12 protein-coding genes are annotated in these 15,196 nt (G+C 44.7%); 3 read left to right on the forward strand and 9 right to left on the reverse strand.

What is annotated here, in order from left to right; genetic code table 11:
- Window positions 1-101 precede the first annotated feature (101 nt).
- Both CLV31_RS03210 and CLV31_RS03215 read left to right on the forward strand, forming a co-directional pair.
- Complete coding sequence (locus CLV31_RS03210; protein ID WP_111391437.1) at window positions 102-1,490, forward strand: dipeptidase; 1,389 nt, start codon at window positions 102-104, stop codon at window positions 1,488-1,490.
- 88 nt (window positions 1,491-1,578) lie between these two features.
- On the forward strand, window positions 1,579-3,672 hold the full coding sequence (locus tag CLV31_RS03215) for a protein-disulfide reductase DsbD family protein (RefSeq protein ID WP_111391438.1): 2,094 nt from the start codon (window positions 1,579-1,581) through the stop codon (window positions 3,670-3,672).
- A 67-nt stretch (window positions 3,673-3,739) separates the two neighbouring features.
- Here the strand turns inward: CLV31_RS03215 and CLV31_RS03220 are convergent, their stop codons facing one another.
- The 9 genes from CLV31_RS03220 to dapF form a co-directional block, all read right to left on the reverse strand.
- On the reverse strand, window positions 3,740-4,198 hold the full coding sequence (locus CLV31_RS03220; protein ID WP_111391439.1) for an RES family NAD+ phosphorylase: 459 nt from the start codon (window positions 4,196-4,198) through the stop codon (window positions 3,740-3,742).
- Window positions 4,198-4,698 (reverse strand): type II RES/Xre toxin-antitoxin system antitoxin, encoded by a 501-nt coding sequence (gene parS, locus CLV31_RS03225; protein ID WP_111391440.1) that lies wholly within the window; start codon window positions 4,696-4,698, stop codon window positions 4,198-4,200. Before parS ends, CLV31_RS03220 begins: the two co-directional genes overlap by 1 nt.
- 82 nt (window positions 4,699-4,780) lie before the next feature.
- The gene (locus tag CLV31_RS03230) at window positions 4,781-5,431 is read right to left on the reverse strand and encodes a response regulator transcription factor (protein WP_111391441.1); all 651 of its coding nucleotides are present in this window, start codon (window positions 5,429-5,431) and stop codon (window positions 4,781-4,783) included.
- 12 nt (window positions 5,432-5,443) lie between these two features.
- A complete protein-coding gene (locus tag CLV31_RS03235) occupies window positions 5,444-7,270 on the reverse strand; it encodes a tetratricopeptide repeat-containing sensor histidine kinase (protein WP_181452561.1) in 1,827 nt (608 codons plus the stop codon).
- A gap of 133 nt (window positions 7,271-7,403) precedes the next feature.
- Window positions 7,404-8,177, reverse strand: coding sequence for a S1/P1 nuclease (locus CLV31_RS03240; protein ID WP_111391443.1), 774 nt, complete (start codon window positions 8,175-8,177; stop codon window positions 7,404-7,406).
- A gap of 56 nt (window positions 8,178-8,233) precedes the next feature.
- Window positions 8,234-9,424: a M20 metallopeptidase family protein gene (locus tag CLV31_RS03245; protein ID WP_111391444.1), complete on the reverse strand. Its 1,191-nt coding sequence runs from the start codon at window positions 9,422-9,424 to the stop codon at window positions 8,234-8,236.
- On the reverse strand, window positions 9,405-9,947 hold the full coding sequence (locus tag CLV31_RS03250; protein ID WP_111391445.1) for a hypothetical protein: 543 nt from the start codon (window positions 9,945-9,947) through the stop codon (window positions 9,405-9,407). The genes CLV31_RS03245 and CLV31_RS03250 overlap by 20 nt, the downstream gene beginning before the upstream one ends.
- A 6-nt stretch (window positions 9,948-9,953) precedes the next feature.
- Entirely contained in the window at window positions 9,954-13,334 is a 3,381-nt protein-coding gene (gene secA / locus CLV31_RS03255) for a preprotein translocase subunit SecA (protein ID WP_111391446.1), read from the reverse strand.
- A 100-nt stretch (window positions 13,335-13,434) separates the two neighbouring features.
- On the reverse strand, window positions 13,435-14,208 hold the full coding sequence (dapF, locus tag CLV31_RS03260; protein ID WP_111391447.1) for a diaminopimelate epimerase: 774 nt from the start codon (window positions 14,206-14,208) through the stop codon (window positions 13,435-13,437).
- A 189-nt stretch (window positions 14,209-14,397) separates the two neighbouring features.
- Between dapF and CLV31_RS03265 the strand changes: the two genes are divergently transcribed.
- Complete coding sequence (locus tag CLV31_RS03265) at window positions 14,398-15,156, forward strand: superoxide dismutase (RefSeq protein ID WP_111391448.1); 759 nt, start codon at window positions 14,398-14,400, stop codon at window positions 15,154-15,156.
- Window positions 15,157-15,196 lie beyond the last annotated feature (40 nt).

Raw genomic sequence — 15,196 nt, forward strand, 5'->3', positions numbered from 1 at the left:
CTTTGCGACCTCGGCGCCTTTGCGGTAAAATCAAAAATTCCTAGGCAAATCCTCCCGAAAGGAATAATTTTGAGGCCTTTAGAAACCTAAAACACCCAAATATGTCCGTAGCTGCTTTTATCGCCAACAACAAAGACCGTTTCCTCAACGAACTCTTGGAACTCCTTCGCATTCCTTCCGTCAGCGCCGATCCCAAATTCAAAAATGATGTCTTTGCAGCAGCTCAGTTTGTTAAAAAATCCCTGGAAAAAGCCGGAGCCGATGTCGCTGAAATCTGCGAAACAGCAGGCTATCCTATTGTTTATGGGGAAAAAATCATCGATCCGGCACTGCCAACCGTCCTTGTCTACGGCCACTACGACGTACAGCCGGCAGATCCGTATGAGCTTTGGGACTCTCCGCCTTTCGAACCTGTCATCAAAAACACGCCGAATCATCCCGAGGGAGCCATTTTTGCCCGGGGATCTGCCGATGACAAAGGCCAATTCTACATGCACATCAAGGCTTTCGAAGCCATGATGGCTTCCGGAGATTTGCCCTGCAATGTCAAGTTCATGATCGAAGGGGAAGAAGAAGTGGGTTCGGACAACTTGGACAAGTTCGTTTTGGAAAACAAGGAGCGACTAAAAGCCGATGTGATTTTGATTTCCGATACGCACATGATCAGTATGCAGGATCCCTCCATCACAGTTGGACTTCGAGGAATGGCTTACATGGAAGTCGAAGTGACCGGTTCGAATCGGGACCTCCACTCCGGGACCTACGGAGGTGCTGTCGCCAACCCGATCAATGTGCTTTGCAAAATGATCGCTTCCATGAAGGATGAAAATGAGCACATCACCATTCCGGGATTTTATGACAAAGTCCAGGAACTGACTGCTCAGCAGCGTCAGCGACTGAATGAGGCACCTTTTGACCTTAATGAATACAAAGGAAAACTCGATATTGACGATGTCCATGGGGAAAAGGGCTTCACCACCATCGAACGCGTGGGTATCCGTCCGACCTTGGATGTCAATGGAATTTGGGGTGGATATACCGGAGAAGGAGCGAAGACCGTTTTGCCTTCGAAGGCCTACGCCAAAATCTCCATGCGATTAGTTCCGGATCAGGATTGGCATGAGATTGCGCAGCTTTTCGAGTCTCATTTCAAAGCCAATGCGCCAAAATCCGTCAAAGTAAAGGTCAAAGCCCACCATGGCGGAGCTCCTGCAGTAGTCTCAGATTCATCAATCGGCTATCAAGCAGCAGAAGCAGCGATGGAAGAAACCTTCGGAAAAAGACCGATTCCAACTCGGGAAGGCGGCTCGATTCCGATTGTGGCTTTGTTCCAAAAAGAATTGGGTAGCGATCCGATTCTGTTCGGCTTTGGCTTGGATACCGATGCGCTTCACTCTCCGAACGAGCATTATGGCGTGAAAAACTACTTTATCGGCATCGAGACCATTGCGGCATTCTTCAGACACTTCAGAAAGCTCAGCGGAAAGTGATCAAAGTCGCCAAAAGCTATTTCCAAAGGGTTTAATTTCGAACCCCAAGACCTAAATCCCTGTTTGCCAGAGTAAATCCCAACATTGCATGACCCTCGCTCCCAAAAAAGTCGGCAAGCTCCTGCTTCCGGTTTTTCTTTTGATCTCCTTTCTTGCCCAAGCTCAATTGGTAAAGCCACCCAAGTGGACCTTTACTCTTGAACCAAAGGATCTGCAAGTAGGAGAAAAAGCCACGGTGATCCTGGAGGCGGAGATTCCCATGGGTTGGTATGTTTATTCCAACGATTTTGACAAAGATTTGGGCCCGCTTTTGACTGAGTTTGTACCGGCCGCATCTGGAGATTTTGCCGTAGCATCCAAACTCAAAGCCATCAATCCGAAAAAGAAGTTTGACGAAGTCTGGGAAGGGGATGTGACCTACTTTATGGGAAAAGGGCGATTTGAGCAGCCCATCACGATCAATGCCACATCTGGAACTGTAAAAGGTTCACTGGAATACCAAATGTGCTCTGACCTTACCGGGCAATGCATCAATTACGAGCAGGACATAGAGATTAAGTTCACGGCAAAGGAAGGATCACTTAAGCCACAATCGGCAACAGAAGAAGTGATTTCTGAAGAAGCTGAAGTAATAACAGAAGCCATTTCCCAAGATTCGATTGCACCAGAATCCCCGTTTGCTTTGGCAGAAACCGAATCAGAAGTCATTCCCGAGCCTCAAGACTTTACAGCCGAGGGGGAAACCGAATCGCTTTTGGGTTTTATGGTTTTGGCTTTTCTGGCAGGATTGGCTGCATTGATTACACCTTGCGTGTTTCCGATGATTCCGATGACGGTTAGCTTTTTTACCGGACGATCCAAAAAGCGCTCAGAAGGAATCCGTCAAGCCTTTATTTATGGGATTTCCATCATCGCGATTTACACCATTGCCGGAACAGCTGTGGCAGCGATTCAAGGGCCTGAATTTGCCAATTGGCTGGCTACCCACTGGATTCCAAACGTGTTTTTCTTTCTGATTTTCATTGTTTTTGCCTTGGCGTTTTTGGGCATGTTTGAACTGACCTTGCCTTCGAGCTTTGTCAATAAGATCGATGCGAAAGCCGAAAAAGGAGGACTAGGTGGCGTATTCTTTATGGCCTTTACCTTGGTTTTGGTTTCCTTTTCCTGCACCGGGCCTATTGTGGGTTCTATCCTGATTTCCTCTGCGGGCGGCGAACTGGTCAAACCGGTTTTGGGTATGTTTTCTTTTGGTTTGGCTTTTGCAATTCCGTTTACCTTGTTTGCGATTTTCCCGGAGTGGATGCAGCGTCTCCCAAAATCTGGCGGTTGGCTGAATACCGTCAAAGTGGTCTTGGGCTTTTTGGAATTGGCCTTGGCCTTCAAATTCCTCTCCATTGCTGACTTGGTTTACCACTGGGGAATTTTGGATCGGGATATCTTCCTGGCGATCTGGATTGTGATCTTCTCGGCTTTGGGACTTTACCTGTTGGGAAAAATCCGCTTACCCCACGATTCCAAGCTCGACCACATCGGCGTACCTAGATTGCTGTTGGCATTGCTGACTTTTGCTTTTGTGGTTCACATGATTCCTGGACTTTGGGGCGCTCCGCTCAAAATTCTCAGCGGTTATCTGCCTCCGATCACTACGCAACAATTTAAAATTGAAGGTGGCATCGCTTCAGGGGAAATGCCGTCTACTTCCACCGAAGTGATCAAATACGCTGATCGCCTGAAAATTCCCCACGGAATTCCGGGCTATTTCGACTACGAACAAGCTTTGGCCGCAGCCAAGCTGGAAGGGAAGCCTCTTTTGATCGACTTTACCGGACATGGCTGTGTGAATTGCCGAAAGATGGAAGAAAATGTCTGGGTCGATCCGCAGGTGTTGAAGCGGCTGAAAGAGGACTTTGTCATGGTCGCTCTGTACATCGACGAACGGCTGGAACTTCCGGAAAGCGAGTGGTACACCTCAAGCTATGACGGCAAAGTGAAAAAAACACTCGGCAAGCAAAACGCCGATTTCCAGATCACCCGATTCAACAACAACGCCCAGCCGTATTATGTCATTTTAGACCACAATGAGCAACTTGTAGCTAAGCCAAGGGGATACAATACGGATATAGCGGCGTTTGTGGAGTTTTTGGATGAGGCGAAGAAAATATTCAATGAGCAAAGACAATGAATCAAACTCAATGGTCAATTTTCAATTTTTTTTCCTTGAAAATTGAGTTTTGGTTATTGAAAATTGATCATTGAAAAAGTCTAGAATCAAAAGGAAAATCTTCCTGACCGACAATTTGGATCGCTGAGAAATCCGGGTGTTGTGGATTGATCAAAAAGTTAAAATCACCCGGAACCACGGCTGAAGGTATTTTCAGAACACAGTTTTTCCGCTCGGCTACAAATGCATCGCCAATTTGCTGTGTATCCAAAACTTGCGGAAAACTACTCCAATTGACAGGTAAATCTTCCTTGGAAAGGCTAGCGATCGAAACGTAACTCGGGATATCAATCTCCACCATCACATAGTCTTTTGGCAAAATGGATAAGGAAAGGTGAACCGCCACCTCGGCCATGGCCAAAGCCCGACTGTCTGCACAATAAATCAACTCTGTTCCTTTGGAATTCCATCGGTTACCACAGAGAGCAGCACCCTTTCCGGACAGTTCTATTCCATACTTTTTCCGAATCAGTCGAAAAACCCGCATCAGACAAAAACACCCTGATCGATCCGCTGTAGCTCGCTGAGCACCAATTCTTTGCCGTAAGAGTCCCTCAGTAACTCGATCGGACGTCGATTCCCGAGGGCATGACTGCTGGCATTAAGCCAAGCTGCAAAATCCTCCGCAGTATCAAAAACCTCCAAGCCAACAACCGTCACCTCCATCAGCTCGATGATCTTCTCGGAATGAATCGAGCGAAAGACGTAATCCGATTCTTTCTTGTAGCGCTGCAGAGACTTCAGAGAAATATCCAAAAAATCCGACCACTCCTGATCAGAAAATGGGGTCAATTCCTTGATCGACATAAATAGCGGATTAGGAATCCCCTGACGGATCACATCTACGACCATCATCCTGTCTGTGAAAAATCGTCTCAAAGGAACCCCATGTAGCGTTGGATATTTTGAATAGCGAGGAAGACTCGTGACATAAGTAGCCATCTCCTCGGCTACGGAATTTAGTTGGATATAGTCTGAATCACTCATAGCTTAGAAATTTGTCTTTTAATTTACGACATTTTTCCAAAAATGATTTCCTTCTATTCATTTTTTATCCAATCTTAAATAATTACCCTTCAATGATTCGATTTTTCACTGCCTTTTGGACAGCTTCCATCTTATTATGCACTTGGAGTTTGGCGTAGATATTTTCGATATGCTTGCGTACAGTTTTCGGGGAAATGAACAGATTTTCTCCAATCTGATGATAGTTGAGCCCCTTGGCGGTTTGTTCGAGTATCTCTATTTCCCGAGTGGTAAGATTGATTTCTTCCTTGGTGTCTTCAAAATTAGGCGGGTTGCGAAGGAGCTTAAGGGCCTTCATCGCGATGGAAGGAGTCATCGCAGCGCCGCCTTCTAGAGTATCCAAAATGCCTTGATGAAGGGCAGGAGGATCGACCTCTTTCAAAAAATACCCATGCGCGCCAGCTTGGATCGCCTTGAAAATATGTTCGTCATTATCAAAGACAGTCAGCATGATCATCTTGATCTGGGGGTATTTTTGAGCCACTTTTTCCACAGCATCGATGCCATTCATTTTGGGCATCTCGATATCCATCAGGATGAGGTGGACATTGGGGTCTTGTTCGAGTTTTTCCAATAGCTCCACTCCATTCATTGCCCAAAACTTCAGCTCCAGATCAGGATAAATTGCAAGCTTATCCCGTACAGCTTTGAGCAAAAAACTGTTATCCTCAGCGATCGCGATTTTTATTTTCATACAAAGATCATTTTAGCATACACTGATAAAAGTACCTGAACCTTCCTGTGAATCGATTTTCAATTCTTTTCCAATACGTTCTGCACGGGTGCGCATGGTGTTCATGCCATTTCCATCCGGATTTTTTTCATCAAAGCCCTTACCATTATCCATTACAGACAGGCAGATATCGGCTTCATTTTCTTGGGTGATGAAAATCTCAATTTTTCCTGCCTCAGCATGCTTAATGGCATTGTTAAGCGCCTCCTGAGCTATTCGATAGAGATTAACCCCTTCGAGCGAATTGAGATGGAGCTGTGGTGTGACACCTTCATCGATCTTTAGTTCAAACTGAATCTGAGGACAGGACTCTTGAGCCTTCTGAATCAATCCGGCCAACCTAAGTTGAAGGTCTTCTACTGAAATGGCGTCCTTGTTCATCGCCCAGATGGTATCTCTGAGTTCATTGACCGTATCGACCGTAAAGCTGGAGATCCGGTCAATTTTCTCACCCAATTGATCTTTGGTTAAGTTTCCAAACTTCAATTGATTCAGCGAGGAAACTATAAAAGTAAGCTGAGCACCGATATTATCATGGAGATCAGAGGAGATACGATTACGTTGTTCAGCGAGCTTCTTCTGAGTTTCCTGTTCGGCATAGATAGCTTGCAGTTTTGCTTCTTGCTCGAGTTGAAGGTTTTTATTTTTCTGTCTGTAATAAATGAAAAATGAGGAACCTAAAATGATCAAAAGTGCCAAAAGGAGCAACAAAAGCTGATTATTTCGATTTTTTACAATTAATTCGTTTTCCGCCAAAGCAGCTCTGGACTGAGCAAGTTCTAGCTCCTTAGTTTCGACTTCATAGCGGGTTTCCAGTTCACCCATGAGCTTAACCCGTTCCTCCTTAAAAATCGAATCCTTCAATGCAGCATATTCTTCCAAGAAGGAAATTGCTTTTGCCGACTCTCCTAGTTTTTTGAAATATTGAAACTCCTCATAGAGGTAGTCCCTCTTTTTTTCCACAGATTCGCTTTTCTTCACATAAATGGCCGCACTATCCAACCATTGTCTCGACTCTTTGAAATTTCCCAAATTGTAGGCTATGGTGGCTAAATTGGTGAAATTAGTTGCTAAGCCATAGGCAGGTGAGCCCCCCTTTCTATTCAATCCCAGAGCAATCTCAATCCACTTTCTGGATTCTTCAAATTTCTTCTGCTTCAAAAGAGTATTGCCAATATTGTTGAAAGTGAAAATCACCCGAAGGCTGTCCAGAATTTCCAAGTCTTCTAAAATCTGGTAATGATAAAATAAAGCACTGTCCGGCTTATTCCAGTCATCAAAATTGATAGCAATGCTGTTAAGTGCAAAGGCCTTATAGGTAGGATTTGCCTTGGTATAAGAATTCAAAATTTGTAAGGCCCTTTTGCCATAGTCAATTCCCTGTACATAATCTTCCATATCATGATAGATTACCGCAATGTCCAGATGATGGTAACCCAAATAATTGGAGTCTAATGAACTTCGGGCATGTTGAATGCCCTTTTGTGAAAAATCCAAGGCTTGTTCAAACTGTCCCGTATTCTTAGAAATTCGGGTCAGACGGATATAAGAAAGGGAAATGAGTTCAGGATTTTGTTTGGAATCAATAAACTGGAGCGCATGGTTAAATGCCCTGATAGCTTCTTGATTTTGGAGACGAAGGTTTTTTGATTCTGCTAAAAAATAAAAGTAAATACCACTGTCTGCCTGAGATTTCAATCGGGATTTTGCTGTCTCTAAAAAGTAATCTGAAGAATCAACTTGAGTGTACATTTTCCCCAAATACGTTTTCAAATCAGACTCTTGAGAAAAAGTCGTCATGAAAGAAAAGAATAAAATAATCAGCACCAGACTAAATCGGAAAAGCATCGAAACGGGCGAAGGGTAATTTGAATATAAAAAAATGGCCTTTGTCTCCCAAAGGACAAAGGCCAAATTCCTCTTTAATATTTGATCAAGGATAAATCTCTTCCAAAATCTGAGCTAACCGAACACTGGCAGCAATCATTCGCTCCTCGGCGATATGATAGTTGTCATACATGTATTGGTAGCTGATTTTATTGTTTTCAGGAAGATTATAGACCATTGGTCTATAGCTGACGGCTTCCTTGAGCCAATCAAGCATCGTGGCAGAGCGGTATTTTTCTTTCATTTCAGGAGTCAACCGGCGAAAGAGCTCTTCTCCGATTTCGGTATAGCTCATTCCCTGACGGTCGATCATCCCACTGTCCCAAAGTGCATGAAGATTGGTTGGTTGATTGAAAAATTCAATCTTCACATCATTTCCTCCACGGTCGTCGCCTGTGCCCACATGAAGTGGCTGATGAATATCTTCGACCATGTGAATGAGCATTTTAAGCTTCTCGGCTTCGGTTTTAGGATCCAGTCCACCGGCTTTCAGCTCAGCTTTGATCCGTTGAATAGCCTCGTAAGCATCCCCGGTTTTCTCTTGTGTACTTGGATCGTATTCGCCGTTTTTACTGTTGAGGTAATGCCATGTGGTGGCATAATCATAGCTTCTATCTGATCGGATTTCATCCATCCAAGTACCACTTCGACCTAGGGACATCGGAAAAAGGATTTTCTCTACCTTCCTTTTAGTAGACTTTTTCATTTGCTTTTCAGCCATATACCCGATCAGGTAGTGACCCAATTGCCCCCAAGCAAATGCCTGGGAAACCATGAGACTAAAGAAAAGCGTGAGTGTGAGGGTTTGTACTCTTTTCATGTTTGTAATAAAAAAGCGAAGATAGACCTTCGCTGAAATTTTGAGTTAAGGGAAAGTTAACCTTTGGAGAGTTCAGAAACAGCCAACCAAGCCATTAATCCGGCACCGATTTCCAGTGATTCTTCCTCAATGTCGAATGTAGGTGTATGTACTCCTGATACAATACCCCGAGCTTCGTTTCGGGTGCCCAATCGGTAAAAACACCCGTCAATTTCCTGGGAATAAAACGCGAAATCCTCCGCAGCCATCCAGATATCCAAATCCAGCACATTTTCCTCACCAAGATACTCCCTGGCAGCATCCATGGATCTGGCAGTCAATTCCGGATCGTTCTTGAGAAAAGGGTACCCCTTTCGGATTTCGAAATCCAATTCCCCGCCCATTCCTTCGACGATACCATGAGCGATTTGAAGCATCTTCTCATGAGCCTTGGCTCTCCAAGCCTCATCAAGTGTACGGAATGTCCCTTGGATTTTTACCTCATTTGGGATCACGTTGGTAGCTCCCAGTGCCTCCACTCGGCCAAAAGAAAGCACGGAAGGGATTTTGGGATTGGCTACGCGACTGACGATCTGTTGAAGTGCTACAATCATATGGGAAGAAATCAACACGGGATCGATGAATGTCTCGGGCATGGCACCATGTCCGCCTTTCCCTTTCACGGTGATATAGATTTCATCCGTACTTGCCATGTAAAGACCAGGACGGAAACCCACTTTCCCAGCTGGGATCATCGGCATCACATGTTGACCGATAATCGAATTAGGCCGTGGATTTTCCAGAACTTTATCCTTGATCATCAGCGATGCACCTCCAGGAACCAATTCTTCTCCCGGTTGGAAGATCAGCTTGATGGTTCCTTCAAATTGGTCTTTTACCTCGTTGAGGATTTTGGCTGCGCCTAAAAGTGAAGCCGTGTGAGCATCGTGTCCACAGGCATGCATGACTCCGGGGTTCTGTGATTTGTAAGGAACATCATTTGCCTCCACGATAGGGAGCGCGTCCATATCTGCCCGAAGGGCAATGACTTTTTTGTCAGGGTTTTTTCCTTTGATCAAGACCGACCAGCCTGTAGTGGCCTTAGATTCGATCTCTGTAATTCCTATTTGCCGAAGTTTTTCCTCGACAAAGGCGGCAGTTTTAAACTCTTTGAACGAAAGTTCGGGATTGGCATGCAGATGTCTTCTATTGCTGATGACTTCTTCTTTGTATTCCTTAGCCAGGAATTTAATTCTGTCCTTGAGCATTTTGATCGGTCGTTACGGGAGAGGAATACTCCTTTCGCTGAAATCTGTCCTGAATGATTCGGGCAGTTGGAAATTGGGATTTAACTTTTGAAAATACCCGCTGAGCTTCGAATTTGTAAGCATATTGACCCACTTTTACCAAATATCTGGGTTGCTGATACTGCATTTCCGGGTTTATATCCGGAAAATATAAGGCTAGGTCATCCCGGGTTTTGAATGCCTCATTTCTGTCAATACCCGAATAAACCAAGACAGTAAATCCACTGAAATAGGCTTCTGATTTATTTTTTTCAAAAGTCCTTTTTTGCAAATCGGACAATTGACCATCCACTGCTTGCGAAGAGGAAATTATCTCCAAATCTGCAGTACTGTTTGAATTGCGGTAATCAGGGAAATCAGGTAGTACACCTGAAAGATCCTCTTGATAATTAGAATATACAGATGCACCGCTTCCTGAAACACCACCTGAAGTTTTGCAACCCAAAATCAAACAGGAAAATCCAATTACCCAGAGTTTTTTCATAAGCTGTTAATGTTCAATTACGACACAAGTCCCATTTACAATATCCTGCTCGACACTTTTGTATTTGACATCCATCTTAGTGCTTCCATCCTTGTACTGAACGGATACTTTGTCATTTCGACCATACACCTTCTCCGTTTTTCGGGGTGCGACAGGTTGTGGAGCAGTCCTGCCAGCTGCAGCAGCAGCTGCCACGGCACGATTTGCACCTGGATTCAGGGTACTCCCCACTTCAGCTTTTGACGCATGAACTTTTGGTTCGGGAGCACGCTGCACTTGAGCTTGCTGTACCTGAGCCGGATCCTGCTTCGGCAAATCGGCTCGGCTCAAGAACGAAATCATGTCTTCATTGAGTTTGCCTATGAATCGCTTGAACATCTCAAACGCCTCAAACTTATAGATCAAGAGCGGGTCTTTTTGTTCGTAAACGGCATTCTGAACCGATTGCTTCAAGTCATCCATATCCCTGAGATGTTCTTTCCAGTTCTGGTCAATAATGGCAAGGGATACATTTTTTTCAATGGCCCGGATCAGCTCGTGACCATCGGTATGAATGGTTTTTTCCAGATTGCAGACGATTCCTATTTGTTTGATTCCGTCCGTAATCGGTACCATGATATCTTTTACAGTACCTCCTCTTTCTTCAAATACTCTCTTGAATATGGGTAGGGCAGTCTGGGCAATGTCTCCATTTTTCTTCTGATAGGTTTCAAAAGCAACGGAATAAAGCTCTTGGGTAAGTTTTTGAGCATCTTTGGTTTTGAGATCGTTTTCTGAAATCGGATAATCTACTCCCAGAGTGGTGAAAACATTCATTCTCAGGTTTTCCGCATCCTCTGTCGATTTACCCATCTCGACAAGACTCTCGCAAACATCAAACAAAATATTAAGGATGTCCAATTCCAATCTGTCCCCTTTAAGGGCATTTCTTCTACGCTTGTAGACTACCTCTCGCTGAGAGTTCATGACGTCATCGTATTCGAGGAGGCGCTTTCTGGTGCCAAAGTTATTTTCCTCGACTTTGCGCTGAGCTCTCTCAATGGATTTGGTGATCATGCTATGCTGAATCACCTCGCCTTCCTCAAGACCCATTCGGTCCATCAGCTTGGCGATTCGATCCGAACCGAAAAGTCGCATCAAGCTGTCTTCGAGAGAAACAAAGAACTGGGAAGAACCCACGTCACCTTGACGGCCGGAACGGCCACGAAGCTGACGGTCCACACGTCGGGATTCGTGACGCTCAGTACCGATGATCGCCAGACCTCCGGCCTTTCGAGACTCCGGCGTCAATTTGATATCCGTACCACGACCGGCCATGTTGGTAGCAATGGTCACAGTGCCCGGCTTACCGGCCTCAGCTACAATGTCTGCCTCACGGGCGTGCTGCTTGGCATTCAATACTTGATGCGGAATTTTCTTCAGCGTCAGCATTCGGCTGAGTACTTCAGAGATTTCTACTGAGGTAGTACCGACAAGTACCGGTCTTCCTTGAGCGACCAATTCATTGATTTCGTCGGTGACCGCATTGAATTTTTCCCTTACTGTTTTATAAACTTTATCTTCCCGATCCTGACGAATAATTGGCTTATTGGTAGGGATGACGACCACATCCAACTTATAAATTTCCCAAAATTCTCCCGCTTCTGTTTCAGCCGTTCCGGTCATACCAGCCAACTTATGATACATCCGGAAGTAATTCTGCAGGGTAATCGTCGCATAGGTTTGCGTTGCGTCTTCGACTTTTACGTTTTCTTTGGCTTCGATCGCTTGGTGCAATCCGTCGGAATATCGACGGCCCTCCATGACACGACCCGTCTGCTCGTCAACGATTTTCACTTTTCCGTCCACGATAATGTATTCGGTATCGCGCTCAAACATGCAATACGCCTTGAGCAATTGGTTGACGGTATGGATACGCTGGGCTTTTACGCTGTAATCTTTGATGACCTCTTCCTTACGGATAAGCTTCTCTTTGTCATCTATAGCGGTGTCTTTTTCCAATTCGGCGATCACTACCCCGATATCCGGAAGGATAAAGAAGTTAGCGTCCTCATTTTTGGTAGTCATCGCTTCGATACCTCTGTCGGTCAAATCGACTACGTTCGTTTTCTCATCGATAGTAAACAATAGCGGCTCATCAGCTTCAGGCATATTCCGCTTGTTGTCCTGGAGGTAATAATTCTCTGTTTTTTGAAGAATCACCCGGATACCAGGCTCGGAAAGGTACTTGATCAGCGGCTTATATTTTGGAATACCTCTATAAGCCCTAAAAAGTGCCAAACCGCCTTCTTTTTCATTACCATCAGCGATGTGTTTTTTGGCTGATGCCAAAAATCCCTGAATCAATTTGCGCTGCTCATCCACCAAAGCAGCCACTCTCGGCTTCATTTGGTCAAACTCATGCACATCTCCACGAGGAACAGGCCCAGAAATAATCAATGGAGTACGGGCATCGTCAATCAGGACTGAGTCCACCTCATCCACCATAGCAAAGTGATGCTTGCCCTGAACCAGATCACCTGCCTCACGGGCCATATTGTCGCGTAGGTAATCAAAGCCAAATTCATTGTTGGTACCGTATACGATATCACTTGAATAGGCTTTTTTTCTACCGGGAGAGTTGGGCTGATACTTGTCAATACAATCGACTGTCAATCCGTGAAATTCAAAAAGTGGGGCATTCCACTCGGAGTCCCGCTTGGCCAGATAATCGTTAACTGTTACCAAATGGACGCCTCTTCCGGAAAGCGCATTTAGAAATGCAGGGAGGGTGGAAACCAGTGTTTTCCCTTCACCCGTAGCCATTTCGGCGATTTTTCCTTTGTGAAGGACCATGCCCCCGATGAGCTGAACATCATAGTGGACCATATCCCATACGACCTCATTGCCTGCAGCGATCCATTTGTTATGCCAGATAGCCTTTTCGCCCTGAATTTCCACATTGGGCTTACGGGCCGCAAGCTCCCTGTCGTAGCTATTGGCAGCGACTTCAAGCTTTCCATTCTCCTTAAACCTGCGGGCGGTTTCCTTCACAATCGCAAAAGCCTGAGACATTACCTCATCCAGGACTTTTTCTAACTCCGAGTCCCGTTCCTTTTCCAACTTGTCTATTTCATTGAAAAGCTGGTCTTTTTGATGGATCGCTTCCGAAGGCAGCGCGTCAATTTGACCCCTTAAGTCCGCAATTTTCCCATCAATGGATTGGAGCCGGTCATTGATTTTGTTACGGATTTCCTGAGTCTTTTCCCTAAGCTGATCATCACTGAGGGATTTTAACCCTGAAAAAACCTGATTGATTTCAGTGACTTTGGGTAGGAGTTCTTTGATATCTCGGTCGGATTTGGTGCCGAATATTTTGGCCAATCCTTTTGCAATAAAATCTAGCATGATGTTGAGTTGGATCCCTTTTTGGGGGCCTAAAAATAAGCCCTTTTTGTTAGAATTGATAATTTAGCCTCCCAGTAGAAAGGCTAGGTTGTTGAATGGTTTAAATGTTTATTTTTCCTTTGAAAACCTGTTCTGCCGGCCCAATCAGCCAGATGTCCTGAAATCCACCGGACGAGTTTGGACGGAATCTTACAGACAGTTTTCCACCAAGCGTCGTGATTTTTATCTCATTCTGATTGGTTTGAGTTCCATATACCAAAGCTGCTGCTGTCACGCCTGTCCCGCAAGAAAACGTCTCATTTTCTACTCCACGCTCATAGGTCCGGACAAACACTTCATCATCCTTGATACCCTCCACAAAATTGACATTAGTTCCGGCGGGAGCGTAGCAGGGGTCATATCGGATAGATTTACCCTGGTCAAAAACAGGATAATCCCTCACATGTTCTACAAATCGGATATGATGAGGGGAGCCCGTATGAACAAAGTAATCGCCCATACTTTCTTCTATTCCTTTCACATTTCCCATCAAAAGCTCCACTTGATCTCCTTTCAAAACAGCTTCGTGAGGACCATCAATTGCGAGAAAATGGGTTTGTTCTTTGATAATTCCAAGAAAGGAAGAAAAAGCAACAGCACATCGGGCACCGTTTCCACACATACTTTGTGATCCATCCGCATTGAAATAGATCATTTCGAAATCATAATCTGCATGATTTCTGATCAGGATCAGGCCATCCGCGCCGATTCCGAATTTGCGGTCACAAAGCTTTTGTACCTTGGCCAAATCATTTTGATCAAATCGTTCCTCACGGTCATCGATCATGACAAAATCATTTCCAGTTCCTTGGTATTTGTAAAATGAAAGTTCCATTAGATTGTCCTCGAAGGTGAGACAGACAAAAACTTATCCATACCTACACCAAACCACAAACTTAACCAACTTGTCACAAAATCAGACTTATTGTCTGGGTATCAATTCCAAATTCGTCAGATTATCTCTAGCTTTTGCAACTATATCCTGTTTAAGCTGGTTTTTTTCAAAACCTAAATTCCAACGTCAATGAAACATCAAAACACAGACAAAAGCCGAAGATCATTTCTATCCCAAACTTCAAAAGCTGGACTTGCGGTAGGTTTGATCGGTTCATCCTTTTCCGAATTGCTCGCCAATGGGATGGGAATACCTGCTGATTTTTCGGTGGCTACCGGTTTTTCTCAAAGTCCACTTAACTACTCCTATCAAGCATTGGAGCCGCACATCGATGCAAGAACCATGGAGATTCATTATACCAAACACGCTGCATCTTATGCTAGCAACCTAAATGATGCGGCAAAGGAGGAAGGAGTGGACACCTCTAAGCCTTTGGAAGAGGTATTGAAATCCATTTCCAAATACAGTGTTAAAATGAGAAATAATGCCGGTGGACATTATAACCACGAGCTATTTTGGAGCGTCATGAGTCCCAAGGGTGGGGGAAAACCAGAAGGAAAACTATTGGAGGCTATTTCTTCTTCTTTTGGATCTTATGAAGCATTTGTGACCCAATTTGAAAATGCCGCCAAATCTCGTTTTGGCTCCGGTTGGGCGTGGTTGATTGTACAGCCTGGCGCCAAATTGGCCGTCTCTTCCACAGCCAATCAGGACAATCCCCTGATGGATTTGGCCGAAACGAAGGGCATTCCCATCTTAGGATTGGATGTTTGGGAACATGCGTATTACCTCCATTACCAAAACCGAAGACCGGATTATGTGACCGCTTTTTGGAATTTGGTGGATTGGAAAGCTGTAAGCGCAAGATTCGAATTAGCCATCAATTGACTGTAAATCAATGCTTTTTAAATTGAGGAGGGGCTTATGC

The sequence above is a fragment of the Algoriphagus aquaeductus genome, from assembly GCF_003253485.1.
Taxonomy (GTDB): Bacteria; Bacteroidota; Bacteroidia; order Cytophagales; family Cyclobacteriaceae; genus Algoriphagus; species Algoriphagus aquaeductus.

What these genes read in the sequence shown, in the direction of transcription:
- CLV31_RS03210 (WP_111391437.1), top strand. Translation starts at nt 102, where the DNA reads ATGTCCGTAGCTGCTTTTATCGCCAACAACAAAGACCGTTTCCTCAAC.
- CLV31_RS03250 (WP_111391445.1), bottom strand. Translation starts at nt 9,947, where the DNA reads ATGAAAAAACTCTGGGTAATTGGATTTTCCTGTTTGATTTTGGGTTGC.
- CLV31_RS03220 (WP_111391439.1), bottom strand. Translation starts at nt 4,198, where the DNA reads ATGCGGGTTTTTCGACTGATTCGGAAAAAGTATGGAATAGAACTGTCC.
- dapF (WP_111391447.1), bottom strand. Translation starts at nt 14,208, where the DNA reads ATGGAACTTTCATTTTACAAATACCAAGGAACTGGAAATGATTTTGTC.
- CLV31_RS03215 (WP_111391438.1), top strand. Translation starts at nt 1,579, where the DNA reads ATGACCCTCGCTCCCAAAAAAGTCGGCAAGCTCCTGCTTCCGGTTTTT.
- secA (WP_111391446.1), bottom strand. Translation starts at nt 13,334, where the DNA reads ATGCTAGATTTTATTGCAAAAGGATTGGCCAAAATATTCGGCACCAAA.
- CLV31_RS03240 (WP_111391443.1), bottom strand. Translation starts at nt 8,177, where the DNA reads ATGAAAAGAGTACAAACCCTCACACTCACGCTTTTCTTTAGTCTCATG.
- CLV31_RS03230 (WP_111391441.1), bottom strand. Translation starts at nt 5,431, where the DNA reads ATGAAAATAAAAATCGCGATCGCTGAGGATAACAGTTTTTTGCTCAAA.
- parS (WP_111391440.1), bottom strand. Translation starts at nt 4,698, where the DNA reads ATGAGTGATTCAGACTATATCCAACTAAATTCCGTAGCCGAGGAGATG.
- CLV31_RS03235 (WP_181452561.1), bottom strand. Translation starts at nt 7,270, where the DNA reads ATGACGACTTTTTCTCAAGAGTCTGATTTGAAAACGTATTTGGGGAAA.
- CLV31_RS03265 (WP_111391448.1), top strand. Translation starts at nt 14,398, where the DNA reads ATGAAACATCAAAACACAGACAAAAGCCGAAGATCATTTCTATCCCAA.
- CLV31_RS03245 (WP_111391444.1), bottom strand. Translation starts at nt 9,424, where the DNA reads ATGCTCAAGGACAGAATTAAATTCCTGGCTAAGGAATACAAAGAAGAA.